Source organism: Azospirillum brasilense (assembly GCF_007827815.1).
GTDB lineage: Bacteria > Pseudomonadota > Alphaproteobacteria > Azospirillales > Azospirillaceae > Azospirillum > Azospirillum brasilense_C.
Genome location: NZ_VITH01000017.1, coordinates 40,680 through 59,161 on the forward strand (window position 1 = coordinate 40,680; position 18,482 = coordinate 59,161).

General features: G+C 69.5%; 18 protein-coding genes. 6 read left to right on the forward strand and 12 right to left on the reverse strand.

The features are described from left to right. The first annotated feature begins 86 nt into the window (after positions 1-86). Both FBZ83_RS26550 and FBZ83_RS26555 read left to right on the forward strand, forming a co-directional pair. Complete coding sequence (locus FBZ83_RS26550) at positions 87-995, forward strand: histidine kinase dimerization/phosphoacceptor domain -containing protein (protein ID WP_145689812.1); 909 nt, start codon at positions 87-89, stop codon at positions 993-995. An 89-nt stretch (positions 996-1,084) separates the two neighbouring features. Next, positions 1,085-1,825, forward strand: a complete 741-nt coding sequence (locus FBZ83_RS26555; RefSeq protein WP_145689813.1) for a TlyA family RNA methyltransferase — start codon at positions 1,085-1,087, stop codon at positions 1,823-1,825. A 69-nt stretch (positions 1,826-1,894) separates the two neighbouring features. Here the strand turns inward: FBZ83_RS26555 and FBZ83_RS26560 are convergent, their stop codons facing one another. The 11 genes from FBZ83_RS26560 to FBZ83_RS26610 form a co-directional block, all read right to left on the reverse strand. Continuing rightward, entirely contained in the window at positions 1,895-3,613 is a 1,719-nt protein-coding gene (locus FBZ83_RS26560; RefSeq protein ID WP_432612500.1) for an ABC transporter ATP-binding protein, read from the reverse strand. Between the two features lie 667 nt (positions 3,614-4,280). Continuing rightward, positions 4,281-5,096: an EcsC family protein gene (locus FBZ83_RS26565; RefSeq protein ID WP_145689815.1), complete on the reverse strand. Its 816-nt coding sequence runs from the start codon at positions 5,094-5,096 to the stop codon at positions 4,281-4,283. A 265-nt stretch (positions 5,097-5,361) separates the two neighbouring features. Next, positions 5,362-6,483: an acetoin dehydrogenase dihydrolipoyllysine-residue acetyltransferase subunit gene (locus FBZ83_RS26570; RefSeq protein WP_145689816.1), complete on the reverse strand. Its 1,122-nt coding sequence runs from the start codon at positions 6,481-6,483 to the stop codon at positions 5,362-5,364. A gap of 30 nt (positions 6,484-6,513) precedes the next feature. Next, a complete protein-coding gene (locus FBZ83_RS26575; protein WP_145689817.1) occupies positions 6,514-7,551 on the reverse strand; it encodes an alpha-ketoacid dehydrogenase subunit beta in 1,038 nt (345 codons plus the stop codon). A 27-nt stretch (positions 7,552-7,578) separates the two neighbouring features. Next, complete coding sequence (locus FBZ83_RS26580) at positions 7,579-8,577, reverse strand: thiamine pyrophosphate-dependent dehydrogenase E1 component subunit alpha (RefSeq protein ID WP_432612501.1); 999 nt, start codon at positions 8,575-8,577, stop codon at positions 7,579-7,581. 38 nt (positions 8,578-8,615) lie between these two features. After that, positions 8,616-9,692, reverse strand: a complete 1,077-nt coding sequence (locus FBZ83_RS26585) for an ATP-NAD kinase family protein (protein ID WP_145689818.1) — start codon at positions 9,690-9,692, stop codon at positions 8,616-8,618. Between the two features lie 192 nt (positions 9,693-9,884). Next, positions 9,885-11,822: a sigma-54-dependent Fis family transcriptional regulator gene (locus tag FBZ83_RS26590; protein WP_145689819.1), complete on the reverse strand. Its 1,938-nt coding sequence runs from the start codon at positions 11,820-11,822 to the stop codon at positions 9,885-9,887. A 305-nt stretch (positions 11,823-12,127) separates the two neighbouring features. Beyond that, the gene (locus FBZ83_RS26595; protein ID WP_145689820.1) at positions 12,128-12,376 is read right to left on the reverse strand and encodes a DUF4167 domain-containing protein; all 249 of its coding nucleotides are present in this window, start codon (positions 12,374-12,376) and stop codon (positions 12,128-12,130) included. 62 nt (positions 12,377-12,438) lie between these two features. Next, positions 12,439-12,747 (reverse strand): hypothetical protein, encoded by a 309-nt coding sequence (locus tag FBZ83_RS26600; RefSeq protein ID WP_145689821.1) that lies wholly within the window; start codon positions 12,745-12,747, stop codon positions 12,439-12,441. A gap of 151 nt (positions 12,748-12,898) precedes the next feature. Next, positions 12,899-13,687 carry an SDR family oxidoreductase gene (locus FBZ83_RS26605; protein WP_145689822.1) on the reverse strand — a complete coding sequence of 263 codons (789 nt, stop codon included), beginning with the start codon at positions 13,685-13,687 and terminating at the stop codon, positions 12,899-12,901. Beyond that, positions 13,687-14,028 (reverse strand): nuclear transport factor 2 family protein, encoded by a 342-nt coding sequence (locus FBZ83_RS26610; protein ID WP_145689823.1) that lies wholly within the window; start codon positions 14,026-14,028, stop codon positions 13,687-13,689. The genes FBZ83_RS26605 and FBZ83_RS26610 overlap by 1 nt, the downstream gene beginning before the upstream one ends. 136 nt (positions 14,029-14,164) lie before the next feature. Between FBZ83_RS26610 and FBZ83_RS26615 the strand changes: the two genes are divergently transcribed. Beyond that, positions 14,165-14,521 carry a winged helix-turn-helix transcriptional regulator gene (locus tag FBZ83_RS26615; protein WP_200477354.1) on the forward strand — a complete coding sequence of 119 codons (357 nt, stop codon included), beginning with the start codon at positions 14,165-14,167 and terminating at the stop codon, positions 14,519-14,521. A gap of 64 nt (positions 14,522-14,585) precedes the next feature. Here FBZ83_RS26615 and FBZ83_RS26620 read toward each other — a convergent pair whose 3' ends face one another. Then, positions 14,586-14,948, reverse strand: coding sequence for a hypothetical protein (locus FBZ83_RS26620; RefSeq protein WP_247888487.1), 363 nt, complete (start codon positions 14,946-14,948; stop codon positions 14,586-14,588). A gap of 493 nt (positions 14,949-15,441) precedes the next feature. Here FBZ83_RS26620 and FBZ83_RS26625 point away from each other — a divergent pair, with 493 nt between their 5' ends. From FBZ83_RS26625 to FBZ83_RS26635, 3 genes are read left to right on the forward strand one after another with little or no spacing between them, the layout of a single operon-like run. Beyond that, positions 15,442-16,941, forward strand: coding sequence for a sensor histidine kinase (locus FBZ83_RS26625; protein WP_145689826.1), 1,500 nt, complete (start codon positions 15,442-15,444; stop codon positions 16,939-16,941). After that, entirely contained in the window at positions 16,931-17,380 is a 450-nt protein-coding gene (locus FBZ83_RS26630; protein ID WP_145689827.1) for a response regulator, read from the forward strand. The genes FBZ83_RS26625 and FBZ83_RS26630 overlap by 11 nt, the downstream gene beginning before the upstream one ends. Further along, entirely contained in the window at positions 17,377-18,417 is a 1,041-nt protein-coding gene (locus FBZ83_RS26635) for a sensor histidine kinase (protein ID WP_145689828.1), read from the forward strand. Before FBZ83_RS26630 ends, FBZ83_RS26635 begins: the two co-directional genes overlap by 4 nt. The last annotated feature ends 65 nt before the right edge of the window (positions 18,418-18,482 follow it).

Below are 18,482 nucleotides of genomic sequence, written 5' to 3' on the forward strand. Positions count from 1 at the left end.
TGTTGTCGAACATGCCTCAGGTGTTTGCAGCGGGTGCTGGGCGCGCATCCGACGAAAACGGCGCTTCGGCTCAGGATGGTCCGGGGATGTTCCGGTCCATCGTTGAGTCGTCTTCAACGCCGACCGCCGTGATCGACGGAGCGTCCTTGCGTTGTCTTTACGCCAACGCCACCATGCGCGCCCTGGGTCTGGAAAAAGGGCATCCGCTGGCGGACCGCTTCCCGGAGGCCACCGCCGAGCGCGTCGTCGAGGCGCAGGGCAGCGGCGAGACGGTTCGCCTGCGGATCACCGGGCCGGACGAGGTGTCCTGGAACCTGGATCTGGCCGCGCTCGACGGCGGGCCGTCTCTGCTGGCCACGCTGCGTCCCGCGGAATCCGAATCGACCGAGACCGCCCACCACCACGCGCGGGAGGTCAGCCACCGGGTCAAGAACACGCTCCAGCTCGTCTCCAGCCTGCTGACGCTCCAGACCCTGTCGGCCAAGGACCCGGACATGCGCCGCGCCTTCCAGGAGGCGTGCAGCCGCATCGGCACGGTGACCCAGGCGCACCAGCGCGTCCACGCCGCCGCCCGCGGCAGCCTCGTCGATTTCGGGGCCTATCTGAACGACGCCTGCCGGGAGATGGAAAGCCACTTCGCCGTGGGCGGGCCGGAGCGCCGCATCGCCGTGACGGTGCAGACGGCGATGCTGCCGGTGGACACCGTGATCCCGCTCGCCCTCATCGTCAACGAGCTGCTCGGCAACGCCACCAAATACGCCTATGCGGCGGGCAGCCCGGGGGAGATCGAGGTCAGCCTCGTGCCGCGCGAGGAGGGAGGGCGGCGCCTGACCGTCGCCGACCACGGGCGCGGCCTGCCGCCGGGATTCGAGGTCGCGCGGGCCGACTCGCTGGGCATGAAGGTGGCGCGGGCCTTCGCCGGCCAGCTGAAGGGAAAGCTGCGCGCGGAGCCGAACGGCCCGGGCACGCGCTTCGTCCTCGACCTGCCTTTCTGACCGTCCGCCGCCGTTGACGGCTCATCGCCTCTTGCCGAACGCCGCGTCCTGCGCCATGCATCCACCCTTGTCGACGGGAGAGGTGTGAGATGGCGCGGGTGCGTGCGGATGTGACGCTGGTGGAGCGCGGGCTGGCCGAAAGCCGGGCCAAGGCGCAGGCGTTGATCCTGGCCGGGCTGGTCTACTCCGACACCAAGCGCATCGACAAGGCCGGCGACACGATCGCCGAGGACGCCCCGCTGTCGGTGAAGGGGCAGGACCATCCCTGGGTGTCGCGCGGCGGGCTGAAGCTGGTCAAGGGGCTGGACGTCTTCGGCATCGACCCCACCGGCCTGACCGCCATCGACGTGGGCGCCTCGACCGGCGGTTTCACCGACGTCCTGCTGAGCCGCGGCGCCGCCAAGGTCTACGCCGTGGACGTCGGGCATGGGCAGCTCGCGTGGAAGCTGCGCAACGACCCGCGCGTGGTCGTCCTTGAGAAGACCAACGCCCGCCACCTGACCAGTGCCGAGATTCCCGATCCCGTCGGCGTCGTGGTGTGCGACGCCAGCTTCATCGGGCTGGAGGTCGTGCTTCCCGCCGCCCTGTCCCTGGCCGTGCCGGGCGCCCGCCTCGTCGCCCTCATCAAGCCGCAGTTCGAGGTCGGCAAGGGCCGGGTCGGGAAGGGCGGGGTGGTGCGCGAGCCGGAACTGCACCAGGAGGTCTGCGACCGCATCCGCGGGTGGCTCGACGCCCTGCCGGGGTGGCGCGTTCTGGACATCACCGAAAGCCCGATCACCGGCCCCGAAGGAAACAAGGAGTTCCTGATCGGGGCGGTGAAGGACCTCTGATCCGGATGGAACCGTAAACCGTTGCGGGACCGCCCCTGCGTCGCACCTTGAGGACAGCGGCCTCCTCCTTCAGCCGCTAACCCGGCGGTTGTGCTCCGGTGCCGATTGCTGCTCGAACAGGCGGCGGTACAGACCGGACGGGCGGTGCAGCAGGGCGGCGTGGGTTCCCTCCTCGACGACGCGACCCTGGTGGAAGACCAGGATGCGGTCCAGGCTGCGGACGGTGGACAGGCGGTGGGCGATGACGAGGGCCGTGCGGCCCTGCATCAGCCGTTCCATCGCCTCCTGGATCAGCGCCTCCGATTCCGAATCCAGGCTGGAGGTCGCCTCGTCGAGGATCAGGACCGGCGCGTCGGCCAGGAAGGCGCGGGCCAGCGCCACCCGCTGACGCTCGCCGCCGGACAGCTTGACGCCGCGCTCGCCGACCAGCGTTGCGTAGCCCTTGGGCAGGCGCGTGATGAAGTCGTGCGCGTTGGCCAGCCGGGCCGCCCGCTCGATCTCCGCCGGCGTTGCCCCAGGGCGGCCATAGGCGATGTTCTCCGCCAGCGAGCGGTGGAACAGGATCGGTTCCTGCGGGACGATGGCGATCTGCGAGCGCAGCGAGGTCTGTGTCGCCCCCGCCACGTCCTGCCCGTCGATCCGGACCTGCCCCCCGGTCACGTCGTACAGCCGTTGGATCAGCTTCACGAACGTGGTCTTGCCCGAGCCCGACGGCCCGACCAGCCCGATCCGCTCGCCCGGCCGGATCGTCACCGACAGGTCGCGGTAGAGCGGCGTCGTGTGCCCGCCATACTGGAAGGTGACGCGGTCGAAGCGCACCTCGCCGGCCGTGATGCGCAGGGGCACGGCGTCCGGCCGGTCCTCCACCCCCAGCGGTTCGGCGTGGATGTCCACCAACTCCTCCATCTCGTTGATCGAGCGCTGGAGATGATTGATGTGCATGCCGATGTCGCGCAGATAGCCATGGACCACGAAATAGGTCGTCAACACATAGGCGACGTCGCCGGGCGTCGCCTGCCCCCGCCACCACAGCCACAGGGCGGTCGCCACCACGGCGCTGCGGATCAGCAGCAGGACGGCGAGCTGGGCCGTGCTGTGGCGGGTGTGGCGGGTCCAGGTGCGGCTGGTCCGGCGGCTCCATTTTCCGACCACCTGGGCCAGCCGCTCGTCCTCGCGCGGCTCGGCGCCGAACGCCTTCACCACCGCGTTGCAGCCGATGGCGTCGGCCAGCGTGCCGCCGAGCCGCGTGTCCCAGGCGTTGGACAGCCGCGCCGCCGGGGCGATGTAAAGCGTTGCGAAGAGCACGGTCAGCCCAATGTAGACCGCCGTTCCCAGAGCGATGACGAGCCCCATCACCGGCCATTGCAGACCGAGCAGCAGCATCGTTCCCGCCAGCACGACCAGCGATGGCCACAGCGCCAGCAGCAGCGTGTCGTTCAGCGTGTCGAGCGCCCACATGCCGCGCGTGATCTTGCGGACGATGGAGCCGGCGAAGCTGTTGGCGTGCCAGTCGGTCGAGAAGCGCTGGACGCGATGAAAGCTGTCCTGGCCAACGTCGGCCATGATGCGCAGCGTCAACGGGATGACGGCGCTCCAGGCGATGTGGCGCAGCACGACCATGCCGGCGCCGAGTCCGACCATGGCGGCGAAGGCGCCGACGGCGGCGTCGCGCGCCGTCGCACGGTCGTCCGGCAGAAGGGCCAGCGCATCGACCAGACGGCCGGCGAACAGCGGCATGAAGACGTCGGCCAGCGTCGCCAGCGCGATGGTGCCGGCGATCAAGGCCACCAAGGGCTTCCGGCGGCTCCAGTGACGGAAGGTGAAGGCAAGAACGGCGCGGATCGCGCCCGTTCGGCCGGTGCGTTTCAAAACAGCCATAACTCAGTCCGGCGCAGGAACGCGCCGTCTCCACGGCGGGCGGACCATGACGCGGCCATGGCTATGGCGCGATCAGGGCCGGGCGGCGCCGTCCGATGAATGGGAAAAATCGATGACCGTTGCCGGGCCAAAAAGCCCGCGATCGACCCTTGCGGTTGGGCGACCTAACGGTTGACCGGTGCGGGAGATGTCAGCAAGCAGATCGTACGCATGCAGCCTCCCAACTTTCAGAAATAAAACCGGACCGTTTGGATAACAGGCTTTGCGGAGCGCGCCAATACGCCTTTTGTAATAGTTGGGCTGCGCCGTCGGACTGCACCCCCGGACCGCGTCACGAGCGTCGGAGGGGAACCCTTTGCACAGCAAAGGGTTGATGTCGCGCTACGGGTCGCGTCAATCGGGCATGGTGGTAGCGGTGAACAGCGGGATTTTCCCGATTTCTCCCGTTGGCCAACGAAACGGCAGGCGAGCATCTGTCCCACCCGACCCGTAGCTTTTCCCTTTCCGGCCGGCATGCTCGCGGCGACAGGGCCGAAGCGAAGGCGGGTCGCGACGCCGGCCTCCGCGACCGGCCGGCTCAGGCCCTTGCTGTCTTCCGTTCGCGCACGATCGAGCTGAAGCAGGATCGCACCAGGTCGCGATCGTGCTTCAGCTCGATCGGACGGAGTGTGAACAGGACGCTCGCCATCGCCTGGTAGAATTGCATGTAGGACCAGTTCAGCCCGGCGCCGAGGACGGCGCCGGTGATGGGAACGGCCTGCAGCGCGACCTTCGGCACCACCGCGCCGGTGTAGCGGACGGCGACACGGGTGATGACGTCGGCCAGTTCCATGGTGCCCATGCGGGTGGCCAAACCGACGGCGCCGACACGGGTGGCGAAGAACGCGAGGTCCGCGTCATCGTCCTCGTCGAGCGGTCCCCCGTAGGCGAACGCCTCCAGGCAGGTGGCCTGCACGTCGACATCATCGAGGTTCGCGCCTTTCGAGCGGGCGACGTCGGCGATCGACCGCAGGATGGTGACCGTGGTGACCGGCAGCTCCACCAGCACCGCCGGCAAGCCGAAGAATCCGCTGACGCCACCGGACACGGCGGCCAGCGCGCCGTACCACCGGCTCGACGCCTCGCGTCCGGCCTCCTTGTCCATCCCGCTCAGCGCTGCCTGCTGCGCGTACTCCAGCGCCTCCCGCACCTTGTCGGTCACCACCTGCTTGAAGCCTTCCGGCAGTCTGTCGAGACCCTGCTCGATGGTGCTCCCCAGGGTCGTCATCAGGGTGATCAGCGCGCCCTGCGCGGCGAGATACTCGTCAGCCGCGCGGACCAGGGTGTCGTACTCATCGTCGCTGAGCAGAGCGCAGGCGTTGGTCTGGCGGGCAAGCATGGCGCCTTGCGGCATCGTACATCCTCCACACGATCGGGGGTGTTGGACAACGACGCGATCCCGCACCGGGTTCCGCCATCATAGCCGGACCGGACGTCTCCTGCTCGCCGCCCGCCGCTGCGCGCCGCCGACCGGTGCAACGGAACCTCGCGGGCCGTGGGTTCGTCCCCCTCGGCCCGCGAGAGCGCTTCGTCATACTGATGGTGCCCCGCTCAATTCCGTTCGGTGTCGGCGACGAAGGGACCAGCGGGAGTGGGGCGCGTCGTTCACCGTCCGCCGATCACCGTACGCCGATGTGCTCCTTCAACAACGCGTTCACCGTGCCGGCGGCCTCCATCTGCACCATGTGGCCGGCGTTCGGAATGACCTCCGCACGGGCGTTGGAGCCGAGCGCCGTCGCGTGCGCCGCGGGGATGATGCGGTCCTGCCCGCCCCACACCACCAGCGTGGGCTTGCCCGCGGCGGCCACCGCCCCGTGCAGGACACCGGCCTGGGCGCCGCCGTCGAACAGGGCCGCGGACAGCGCCCGCAGCGCGCCGTCCACGCCGTCCAGGCGCTTGTACTTCAGGACGTCCTCGGTCATCTGGCGGCTGACGAGGCCGGGGTCGGCGAACAGGGTCTCCAGCACCGGCTTCAGGTCGCGCCGTCCCGTGGCCGCGATGAAGCCCTGGATGTAGGCGTGGTTGATCTCCGGCCCCAGACCGGCCGAGGCGATGAGGGACAGCGACGCCACGCGGTCCGGCGCGTCGAGCGCCGTCCGCATCGACACCGCCCCGCCCATGGAATGGCCGACCAGATGGGCCGGGCCGATGCCCACCGTGTCCATGAAGCCGCGCAGGGCCGCCGACAGGCCGGCCAGCGTCGGGTCGGCCACCGCTTTGGTGGACTGGCCGTGGCCCGGCAGGTCCAGCGCATAGACCGTGGCGCCCTCGGCGAGCGCATCGATGGTGAACAGCCAGTTGTCGAGATCGCCGCCGAAGCCGTGGACCAGCAGCACCGTCGGCCCGCCGTCACCACGCTTGGCGTAACGGAGCGTGCCGGCCGGCGTCTCGGTGAAGAGGTAGCGGGGGGCGGCCTCCGCCTCCGCGCCGTCGTCGCCCTTGGGCACGGCGTAGCCGGCGACGAAGGCGTCCACCTCGGTTTCCGGCACGTCGGGATCGGCCAGCACGGCGATCAGCGCCTTCACCGGATAGACGTTCCCCGGTTCGGCCAGCACGCGGCGCAGCGTGCCGGCCTCGCCGGCCTCCACCACGTTGGTGATCTTGTCGGTCTCGACCTCCAGCAGATCGTCGCCGACGGCGATGGTCGATCCCGGCTGCTTCAGCCAGCCGGTGATCTTGCCCTCCGACATGGACAGGCCCCACTTCGGCATGACGATGGGCTTGATGCGCTCATTCTGCATGAACCGTGCTCCAGATCAGGCCGCGATGGGTCAGGCCGCGATGCTGCGCGGCGAGGTGCCGGTGGGCGACAGCGTCCGCCGCGCCGCCTCGGCGATGGATGGCGCGTTCGGGATGTAGAGGTCCTCCAACACCGGGGAGAAGGGCACCGGCACGTGCGGCGCCGTCACCATCTGCACGCCGGCCTTCAGCGCGCCGAAGGCGTTCTGGCCGACGAAGGCGGCGACGTCCGACGCGATGCTGCAGCGCGGATGCGCCTCGTCCACCACCACCAGCCGGCCGGTGCGCTCCACGCTGTCGATGATGGTGTCCCAGTCGATGGGCGACAGGGTGCGCAGGTCGACGACCTCCGCCTCCACCCTGTCCCTGGCGAGCGCCTCCGCGGCCTCCATGGCGCGGTGGACGGTCAGGCCGTAGCTGACGATGGTCACGTCGCCGCCGTCGCGCAGCACGTTCGCCTCGCCGAAGGGGATGGCGTAGGATTCCGCCGGCACGTCGCATTCCAGGCCGTACAGATTCTTGTGCTCGCAGAAGATCACCGGGTCGTTGTCGCGGATCGACTGGATCAGCAGGCCCTTGGCGTCGTAGGCGTTGGACGGGCAGACCACCTTCACGCCCGGGATGTGGGTGAAGACCGGGGTCAGCATCTGCGAATGCTGGGCCGCCGCGCGGAAGCCGGCGCCGACCATGGCGCGGATGACCACCGGCGTTTCCGCCTTGCCGCCGAACATGTAGCGGAACTTGGCCGCCTGGTTGAAGATCTGGTCGAAGCAGACGCCCATGAAGTCGATGAACATCAGCTCCGCCACCGGGCGCAGCCCGCAGGTCGCCGCCCCGATGGCCGCTCCGACATAGGCGGATTCCGACAGCGGCGTGTCCATCAGCCGGTCGCCGTGCTTGGCGTACAGCCCCTTGGTGACGCCCAGCACACCGCCCCAGGCGTCATCCTCGCCGGGTGATCCGGTGCCGCCCACGATGTCCTCGCCCATGACGACCACGCTCGGGTCGCGGGTCATCTCCAGGTCCAGCGCTTCGTTGATCGCCTGCTTCATGCTGATTTTGCGCGCCATGATGCGTTCCTCCGTTTCGCAGGCTGGTCAGTAGGAGACGTAGACGTCGGTCAACAGGTCGGCCGGGCCGGGCAGCGGGGCGGCCTTGGCCGAGCGGACGGCGTCCTCGATCAGCTCCGTCGCCTCCTTGTCGATGGCCTCCAGCTCGGCGCGGGAGACGACGCCGGCCTCGATCACGCGCTCGGCGAACATCCTGATGCAGTCGCGGCTGGCGCGGATCGCCTCCACCTCGCCCTTCGCCCGGTAGGTCTGGGCGTCGCCTTCGAAATGGCCGAAGAAGCGGACCATGTTGCATTCCAGCAGCGCCGGCCCGCCGCCCTCGCGCGCCCGCCGGATGATCTCTCCGGCCGCCTCGTACACGGCGAAGAAGTCGGTGCCGTCCACCGTGACGCCCGGCAGGCCGAAGCCGCTGGCCCGGTCGATGTAGGAGTCCACCGCCACCGCCCAGTTGCGGGACGTGGATTCGGCGTAGCCGTTGTTCTCCACCACGAAGATGGCCGGCAGGTTCCACACCGCGGCGAGGTTCAGGCTTTCCAGGAAGGTGCCCTGGTTGGACGCGCCGTCGCCGACGAAGCTGATGCCGACCCCGCCGTCGCCGCGCACCTTGGCGGCCAGCGCCGCGCCGCAGGCCAGCGGGGCGCCGGCTCCGAGAATCCCGTTCGCGCCCATCATGCCCTTGGACAGGTCCGCGATGTGCATCGACCCGCCCTTGCCCCGGCAGGCGCCGGTGGAACGGCCGTAGATCTCCGCCATCATCTCGTGCACGTCCACGCCCTTGGCGATGCAGTGGCCGTGGCCGCGGTGGGTGGAGGCGATGCGGTCGCTGTCCTTCAGGTGCATCATGATGCCGGCGGCGCTGGCCTCCTCGCCGGCGTAGAGATGCACGAAACCGGGGATGTCCCCCTTGGCGAAGTCGATGTGCAGCCGCTCCTCGAACTCGCGGATCGTCCGCATGATCCGGTAGGCTTTCAGCAGGTCGTCGCGGCTCAAGGGAAACGGTCCCTGGGAAGCAAGATCGTCGGTCACGGTGTTTCTCCCCTTTTTGGTTTCGAGAGGGCTGGTTTTTAAAGGGCGGCCTTGGAAAGCGTGGCCGGGGCGGGCGCGGGGACGCCGGCCAGCAGCCGGTTCTGGGCGGCGAACCGCATGCAGCCGCCCACGTCGACGGTGCGGAAGGCGTCGTCCCGCAACGTCAGGGACACGCGGTCGCGCGCCGAGAAGGAGACCTCGCGCTCGCCATCCAGCGCGATGGAGCCTGCCTTCACCTCCGGCACGAAGGGCACGCCGGCCGGCATGCGGCGCCAGTCGGTGACGCCGACCGCGGTGACCATCCCCGGCGCGATGGGCGCGCGCAACTCGGTCCGGTAGGTGCCGGCCTGCCGCTGCGCGGGTGTGGCGAGGCGGACCATCAGCCCGCCGCTCTCGTCGCGGGCGACCGGTTCCAGCAGGCCGGCGATGGCGGACATGCCGATCACCTCCGGATCGGCGAAGGTCACGAACAGCTCCCGGAAATTCTCCGTCCGGTAAAGCGCGCGGGCGCCGATGTAGCGCTCCGTCACCAGCGCCACGTCCACCAGCGCGATCTCCCGCACATCGCCGCCGTTGACGCAGACGTCGATGCGCTTGTTCATGGAAAAGGCGATGGGGGCGGGCACTTGGCCGGTCACGGCCAGACCGGTCGCCAGCCCGGTGATGGTCGGCTCCCGGTGTTCGGGGAAGGCGTTGTTGGTGCCGGTGGAGATGCCGGCGATCGGCACGTCGCCGCAATGGGTCGCCACGGCGCGGTGCGTGCCGTCGCCGCCGAGCACGACGATGGCGGCCACGCCGGCCTGCCGCATGGCCGCGGCGGCCCGATGGGTGTCGGCCACGGTGCCGGTCACCGGCATGTCCACGAGGTGGATGGCGGGATAGGGCGCGTCGCCGTGCGCGCGGGCGCGGGCGACGCCGCGCTCCACATGGCCGCGGATGCCGCCCTGTTCCGGCATCATCAGGACGTTGCTCACCCCGCAGGCGCGGAGCGCGGCCAGGACGCGCAGGACGATGTTCGCCCGATCCGTGATCTGCAGGCTCGCCGCGTTGGCGACGACCCGGCGTATGTCACGGGCGGAGACTGGATTGGCGATGATGCCGACAACGGGAACCACGCTGCAGTCCCTCCCAGCTTCTGCGTCGGTGAGCGCGTTGCAGGGGGCGTGCCACTTTGTTTGTGGTGCGGATTGTCTCCGGAATCGCGGAACTTCGGTCGGGTGGGGCGGGGTGGTGTTGCACGACCCGCCCCAGGCGGGTGCCACAGGTGTTGCATCGGTGGAGCGCCCACCCCGGAGGGGGGAAGGGTGTCAGGCCCGATGCGGCGCCACGATCCCATGGCGGCGCATCTGACGGTGGACGGTCGAGCGGTCCACGCCCAGGTCGCGCGCCACCGCCGACACGTTCCAGTGCTGCCGGCGCAGCGCCTCGCGCAGGCGGCCGGCCTGATCGTCCCCCGCCGTGGGGGAGGACGATGGCAGGGCGTCGGCCGGCCAAGCCTCGAACTCGCCGCTGCGATGGACCGGGTCGGGCAGGTCGTCCAGCGCGATCATTCCATCCGCGCAGACGGCGCAGGCGTAGTCGAGCACGTTCACCAGTTCCCGCACGTTGCCGGGCCAGCTGTGGGCGCGCAACGCCGCCAGCGCCGGAGCGGTGATGGCGAAGCCGATGCCCTCGCGGTCCACCCGCTCGGCCAGCAGGCGGTCGATCAGCCAGTCGAGGTCGCCGCGCTGGCGCAACGGCGGCAGGGTGAAGACGGCGCCGTTCAGGCGGAAATACAGGTCGTCGCGGAAGGCGCCGGCCTTCACGAGGTCGACCAGATTGCGGTGCGTCGCCGCGATCACGCGCACGTCCACCGACACGGCCCTGGTCCGGCCGACCGGAGTCACCTCCCGCTCCGCCAGCACGCGCAGCAGCCGGGTCTGCGAGGACAGCGGCATGTCGCCGATCTCGTCCAGGAACAGGGTGCCGCCGTCCGCCTCCAGCACCAGCCCTTTCTTGCCGCGCGCCGCCGCGCCGGTGAAGGAGCCGGCCTCGTGCCCGAACAGCTCGCTTTCGATCAGGGATTCCGGCAGGGCGGCGCAGTTCACGGCGACGAAGGGCTTTCCGGCGCGGACGCTGGCCCGGTGCAGAGCCTTGGCGAAATGCTCCTTGCCGGTTCCGGTCTCGCCGTGGATCAGCAGGCTCATGCGCGTGTTCACCAGCTTCGCGGCCCGCACCAGCATGGACGTCAGGGCGGGATCGCCGCCCGACACGGCCTGGAGGGGCGCCGGCAGGTTCGTTTCCTCGACGGGGCGCGGGCGCGGCACGGTGATGGCCGGCGGCGGCATCGCCTGGGCGAAGAGGGGGGTGCCGCAGCGCTTCAGCCGCAGCGTGCGCTGGTCGGACGGCATGGACCGCACGAACCGCAGGAGGTCGTCGACCTCCGCGTCGAAGACGTCGGAGAAGGACCGGCCGAGCAGCGGCGCGGCGCCGGTCTCGCCCTGGGTCAGCACCCGGCGGGCGCGGTTGTTGAAACCGATGATCCGGCCGGCGCCGTCCAGCGCGACGACCAGATCCGGATCGACCTCCGCGAACTCCTGCGAGGAGGAGAGCTTGACCACCCAGTCCCGCCGGAAGTTGTTGTAGAGATTGGCCGTTTCGATCTTGTGCGCGTAGCCGCGGACCATCTGCAACGCCAGATGCTGGCTGATCTTCGGCTCCGGCGAGCGCAGGGCGGAGATGTCCAGCACCGCCGCCAACTCCCCGCCGCTGTCGTAGACGGGGGAGGCCGTGCAGGTCAGGCCGATGTGGGTGGCGTCGAAATGGTCGGTCTGGTGGACGGTCAGCGGCTCGCCCGTCGCGATGCAGGTGCCGACGGCGCAGGTGCCGGCGCGCCCCTCGTTCCAGTCGGCCCCCAGATACAGCCCGGCGTGGCGCAGGTGGTCGTCGAAGGTCGGGTCACCGATGAAATCCACGGTGATGCCGTTGCTGTCGGTCAGCAGCAGCACATAGCCCATGCCCGCCACCTGCCGGTACAGCGCCTCCAGCCCGAAGCGGGCCATGCGCAGGAACTCGTCCATCGCGTCGCGGTGCACGCGCAGACGCTCGTTCGGCAGAATGTAGGCCTCGCGCGCGACGGCCGGGTCGAGCTTGTGGTCGGCCACGCAGCGGCGCCAGGACTCCTGGATGATCGAGTCACGCCTGGACCCAACCCCTTCGGAGACTCGCAGCAGCTCGTCGATGTGCGCCGTCCGCGCGCTGTCCATCGTCGATCCTCCCCGATCGGCCTTGCCAAGTCGGTCTTGCCAAAATCGGTCTTGCCAAAACCGGCTTCGATTGGTTTGGCAAACCAACATTTTGGCCGCGATGGTACCAACGCGCTCGGGCTTGGCGCAACGTGTGCAAAAGCATCATTCGAGGGCGGACAAATGCGGGGGCGAGACGCGCGTGCCCCGGAAACCCCCGCCGCGTCCATCAAAGGGCGCGCCCCCCCTTCGCTCCAACCCCCTTCGCTCCAACCATGGCGGGCGCGGACACCTTCACGGTCTCAGGTCAGCGGATCGGGCCGGTCCTACAAGCGGTCGTGGGCCACGCGGAACCAATGCTCCGCGTGCTGGCGGCAGGTTTCGGCTTCGACGGCATCGCCGGCCCGCTCGGCGTCGTCGGCGCGGGCCAGCCACTGGGCGTGCTTCTGCTGGGCGGAGCCGTTCACCTTCGGTTGGGTGTGCGCCGGGGCTCCGGAAGCGGTCTGCCGCCGGGCCGGCTTGCCGATCCGCGGTTGCCGACGGGCCCGATCACCCGCCGGATTGTCAAAAGGCATGAAGGTCGATCCTTGGATGGTCAGCGGACCGCGAACAGGAGCGAAGGATCATCCCCGAACGCTCAATCCTGGTTTTCTCTCGTCACGCTGGAAAACGCTCGGAAAGCTTCGGTCACATCATTCATGACCTGCGGGAAGAACGCAACGCGGCCGGCGAGCGGACCCTCGCTGATCGCGGTGGGGCGGGGGAGCGGGCGCGGCAGGGGCAGCGGCTTGCCGGGGTCCCGTTCGTCGGCACGGGGCGGTTCGTAGAAGTGGAGGGCGAGTTGGCCGTTGGGCTCGGCGGCGTAAGGCAGGCCGGGCTCGGTCCGGCGTTCCGCGCCGGGAAAGACATACTGATCGCCCTGGGCGGTCCTTTCCGTCAGCGGCATCCAAGACACCCCTTCGCCCGTTGAAGCCCCGCTCAACCTATCAGCATTCCGCCGGTCCGCTCCAGCGAATACGGTGTACGGTCGATTGCGGAGCGCCGCGCGCCGGCGGCGGGGCTGTCCGCCCTGCCACCGGTGTGGGGCGGGGGGCAGGTCAGACCGTCGGGATCGTTCCGCCGTCGATGACATGCTCCGCGCCGTGGATCGCGGACGCGCGGTCCGAGGCCAGGAAGGCGATGAGTTCCGCGACCTCCTCAGGCCGGGCCGGGCGCCCGAGCGGGATGCCCCCAAGCGCGTCCAGAACGCTTTGCCGCGCGGTCTCGGGTGTTCCGCCGGTGCTGGCCGCGATGCGGGCCATCAGCGCGTCGGCGGCCTCCGTGTAGATCCACCCCGGCGAGACGACGTTCACCCGCACCCCCTTGGGGCCGACTTCCTTCGACAGCGCCTTGCTGTAGGTCGTCAGCGCCGCTTTGGCGGCCGCATAGGCGGTGGTGGAATCATGGAGCGGCAGCCGGTGCTGGATGGATGAGACGTGGATGACCGCGCCGTTGCCGCGGCTGATCATCGGCGGAAGCAGGGCTCGATCGAGCCGCACCGCGGCGAACAGGTTCAGGTCAAGCTCGGTCCGCCAATGATCGTCCGTCAGCGCGGCGAAGCCGCCGCCGGGGGATGCGGAGCCCCCCAGGACATGCACGAGCACGTCGACGCCGCCAAGGATGTCCATGGCCGCCTCCGCGAGCGTCCGGACGCCTTCCGGAGTGGTCAGGTCCGCTTCCACCAACCGTGCGCCCGCCGGATCGCCGGCACCGTGGCGCGCCGCCGTCAGGACTTGGGCCCCGCCCGCGACGAATCTCTGGACGGTCGCCCGGCCGGTGCCCTTGGTTCCGCCGGTGACAACGACACGGCGCCCCTGGAACTCGAGGGGATCGATGCGGGCGGCCATCACGCGATCGCCAGAGCGACGATCGCCCCGTCCTCGAGCTGGAAGCGGAAGGTGAAGCGGATCGGGCTTCCCTTGAAATCGCCCGAGGTCACGCCGTCCACCGCGATCCGGCCATCCTCGTCGCGCCAGGACTCGGGGGTGAAGATCGCCCGGCTGCCGAGGATCGCCGTGCGGATCCAGGTCTTGAGCTGTTCGCGTCCTTCATGCCGGCCGCCATCGTCGAGGACGACCGCCTGCGGTGCGAAGGACGCGAGCATGCCGTCGGCGTCGAGACGGGCATTGGCCGCGACATAGTTGGCGACCGCCGCGGGCAGGTCAACCAGGGGAAGATCATGGGCCATGGGCTCTCTCCGGGAATGTGTTGCGAGGGAGAGAGGGTGCTATTAAGCTTTCCGGATGACAAGAACCGACGAAAAAGTAAGGTACTTACCGGAAGGTAAGCGTGCGTCCTACACGGCGCGGTCGGCGGCCCAGAGCGTGCAGAACGTGCTCCGGGTCCTGGAGGGCCGGTGGAAGCTGGTGATCCTGTTCCAGCTGTTCGGCGGTCAGGTGCGGCGCTTCTCCGATCTTGAGAGGGCCATCCCCGGCATTTCCCAGAAGATGCTGATCCAGCAGCTTCGCCAGCTCGAAAACGACGGCGTGGTCGGGCGCATCGTTCATCATCAGGTCCCGCCGAAGGTCGAGTATCACCTGACGGAGTGGGGCCAGTCCCTGTGCCCGGCGCTTGACGCGCTGCTGGTCTGGGCGGAGGGCGCCCCCGCCGGCCTTCGGTCGCAACTCATCCAGGAAGGGCAGGAGGGCGACGCGCAAAAGCCGGAAGCCGACGCCACATAGTGGGCGCCGGTCCCGGACGTCGCCTCGTCCGGCCGAAGCCTCCATCCCCAGGCGGACTCGGCCGTCAGACGCTCGAGGCCGTCCAGGCGGTGCTGCCGTGCTGGGTGGAGCGCTGACCGCCCGTCGCCACGGCACGGCTGACGATCTCGCCGTCGAGATTGATGAAATAGTCCGCGGTGCGCACGAGTTGCTCCGGCGTCAGGCCGTTGGCCCTCAGCTCCTCCCACATCTTGGCCATCTCATGTTCCGGCCGGCCGAGATAGGAGTCGGTGATGCGGTCCATCAGCTTCTGCTGGTCGGCCGTCACATAGGGCATGTAGCCGCGGTCGTTGACGGGCAGCGCCATCTGGAACGCCGGCGGGTCGCTGGTCCGGTTCCGGACGACCTTGTCCCGTTCGCTCTTGTAGGCGGCCAGCTCCTTCTGCATGCGGGCGATCTCATCGCTCTCGGCCGATGCGGCCGAAGGGGCCGGCGGATCGGAGGCGTTCGCCGAGAGCAGGTCCGAGAAGCTGGGCGCGCCGGTGGATGGGCCGACGCCGGGCGTCCGGCTCCGGTCCGGGACGGCCGCGGGACCGGCGGTCGGATGAGTCCCAAGGATTTGCACATTCCCCTCCATCACGGTTCATGGGCGTTGTCGGTGGAGGAGGGAATAGCAAAGGTTGTGCCATGCCTGCGCCGCGCCGGAAAAGCCGCATATGCCGTCCGCAGGCCGTCCGGCGAGCGTCAAGTGGCGGATTCGCTCGACTTGCGCGTGATCGGACTTTGCCCATGGGCACAATTTGCCCGGCGGAGGAGGATTGGTGAGGGAACCGGTCGTGACGCCGCAGGATCGGCAACGTTTTGGTGCAACCCAAATTGCCAAGCGCGTGCCGACTTGCTATAGGTCCCCACCCCCTTCCGCTGGTGGACGGCCGTCCGCGATGCACACGTTCAGCACCACCGTCACCCGGCGCGCCCTTCTGATGCTGCTCGCCGCCGCGTTGACGCTGTTGGGGATCGTCGCGATGTCGGGATGGCTGGCCGAGAGCGCGCGGGAATTCTCGGGGGCCGTTGGCCGCACGACCGCGTTGCGGGTCGCCGCCGGGACGCTGCTCAGCCAGCTGCAGGACGCCGAGGTCGGTCAGCGCGGGTATCTGCTCACCGAGGATCGCCGGTATCTCAAGCCCTACGAAGCCGCCGTCACCGCGGTCGACGCCACGATCGCCCGGCTGCACGACCTTGCCGACGGGGATGCCGACGAGTTGCGCATCGTCGACCGCCTCGCCGTCCTCGCCGCCGCCAAACGGGAGGAGCTGGCGCAGACCATCGCGCTGATGGAGGCCGGCCGCCGGGACGAGGCGCTGTCCGTCGTGCGCACCGGCCATGGCATGATGCTGATGGACGACGCCCGGCGCTCGCTCGCCGATCTGATCACCCCCGCCGATGCGCAGCTCGACAGCCAGCTCGCCGCCCTTATCGGGCAGGTCCGTGCATCGGGTTGGGTGGCCAATCTGGGCGGCCTGTTCATCGTGCTGGTCGTCGGCGGCGCCGTCTGGATCGCCATCCGCTACACGCGCGACCTCATGCGGGCGCAGCACGCGATCCAGGCGCTCAACGATTCCCTGGAACAGCGCGTCTCCGCGCGCACGATGGAGCTGCAACGCGCCAACGGCGAGATCCAGCGCTTCGCCTACATCGTCAGCCACGACCTGCGCGCGCCGCTGGTGAACGTGATGGGCTTCACCGGCGAATTCGAGGCGGGGCTGGCGAGCGTGCGCGCCCACCTTGACCGCCTGCCGCGGGACGGCGGCGACACCGTGGCGTCGGAGGCGCGCCGGGCGGTGGAGGAGGACCTGCCGGAGGCCATCGGCTTCATCCGTGCCTCGACGACGAAGATGGACCGGCTGATCAACGCCATCCTCGCCCTGGCGCGCCAGGGCGGCCGGGCGATGAACCCGGAACCGGTCTCCATGCGGGCGCTGCTGGACGCCGTGGTCGCCAGCCTCCGCCATCAGGCCGGCGAGCAGCGCTGCGCCATCGCCATCGAGGGGCTCCTGCCGGTCTTGATGGCCGATCGGCTCGCCCTGGAGCAGGTGTTCGGCAACCTGCTCGACAACGCGATCAAGTATCTCGATCCGGCGCGGCCGGGACGGATCGTCGTCCGCGGACGGGCCGACGAGGATCGCCTGCTTTTCGAGGTCGCCGACAACGGCCGAGGAATCGCGCCGCAGGACCACGAGCGGATCTTCGAGCTGTTCCGCCGGTCCGGCGCTCAGGACCGGCCGGGGGAGGGGATCGGGCTGGCCTATGTGCGGACGCTGGTCCGGCGCCTGCAGGGCGACGTCACCGTCGAATCGGTTCCTGGACAGGGCAGCGTCTTTCGCATAAGCCTTCCCAAAGCCCTTGCCCTGCCATCGGAGGCGCCCGCTCATGGCGCATGACACCCAGTCGATGCGCATCGTCATGATCGAGGACGATGAGGGGCATGCCCGGCTGATCGAGAAGAACATCCGGCGGACCGGCGTCACCAACGACATCGTTCCCTTCGCCGACGGCACCAGCGCGCTGGCCTATCTGTTCGGCGCGGACGGAAGCGGGCGGGAGAGCATGGGGCGGGCGCTTCTCATCCTTCTCGACCTGAATCTTCCCGACATGACCGGGATCGACATCCTGGCCCGCCTCAAGGCCAACCCCCACACCCGGCGCTTTCCGGTCGTCGTGCTGACCACCACCGACGACCTTCAGGACATCCGGCGCTGCTACGACATCGGGGCCAACGTCTACATCACCAAGCCGGTGAACTACGACAGCTTCGCCGACGCGATCCGGAAACTGGAACTGCTCTTTTCCGTCATGCAGATCCCCGGGGCGGAAGCATGAGCGACCCGACCGTCCGCATCCTCTACATTGACGACGACGTCGCCATGGCGCGGCTGGTGCAGCGCAGGCTCGAACGGCGCGGCTACGCCGTGGAATGGGCGAAGGACGGCTGGGAGGGGTTGGCGCGGCTGGACCAGGGCGGCATCGCGGTGGTCGGCCTGGACCACGAGATGCCGGGGGCGACCGGGCTGGACATCCTGCCCGGCCTGCTGTCGCGCGAGGACGCGCCGCCGGTCATCTATGTCACGGGCGCCGGCGACACACGGGTGGCCGTCGCGGCGCTGAAGGCCGGCGCGGACGATTACGTCCCCAAGGAGGCCGGCGACGGATTCTTCGACCTGCTGGTGGCGGCCATCGAGCAGGCCCGGGAGAAGGCGCATCTGCGCCGGGAGCGGGAGCGTGCGGAGCGCGAGGTGCGCGCCGCGCGGGACCGCGCGGAGTTGCTGCTGCGCGAGGTCAACCACCGCGTCGCCAACAGCCTCGCCATGGTCGGCGCCTTCATCCAGATGCAGCAATCCGACCTGTCCGACTCCGAGGCCCGCGCCGCGCTGCAGGAGACCCAGGCGCGCATCGTCGCGATCGCCGGCATCCACCGGAGCCTCTACACCTCCGACGATGTGCGCTCCGTCCGGCTCGACCTCTATCTGGAAACGCTTCTCGCCGGGATGCACACCGCGATGGCGTCCCGGCGCCCGGACCGTTTCATCGTCGCCGCCGACGCGGTGTCGGTGCCGACCGATCAGGCCGTGTCGCTGGCGGTGATCGTGACCGAGCTGGTCACCAACGCCTGCAAATACGCCTATCCGGATGGCCGGACCGGCAGCATCCGCGTCCGGGCCACGGCCGCCGACGGGGCTCTGTCGGTGAGCGTGGAGGATGACGGCGTCGGTTTCCGCAATGGCGACGCTCCGCGTGGAACCGGCCTCGGCACGCGGATCGTCCAGGCGATGACGGCCAGCCTGGGGGCGCGGTTGGCCTATGACCGCAAGCAGGCCGGCACCTGGGTGACGCTGACGATGCCGCTGCCGACGCCGTGACGGCGGCCCGCAGGGTCCTGAGCCTCAGGCGGCACTGATGCCGGGATTGCGGCCCATGTCCTGGA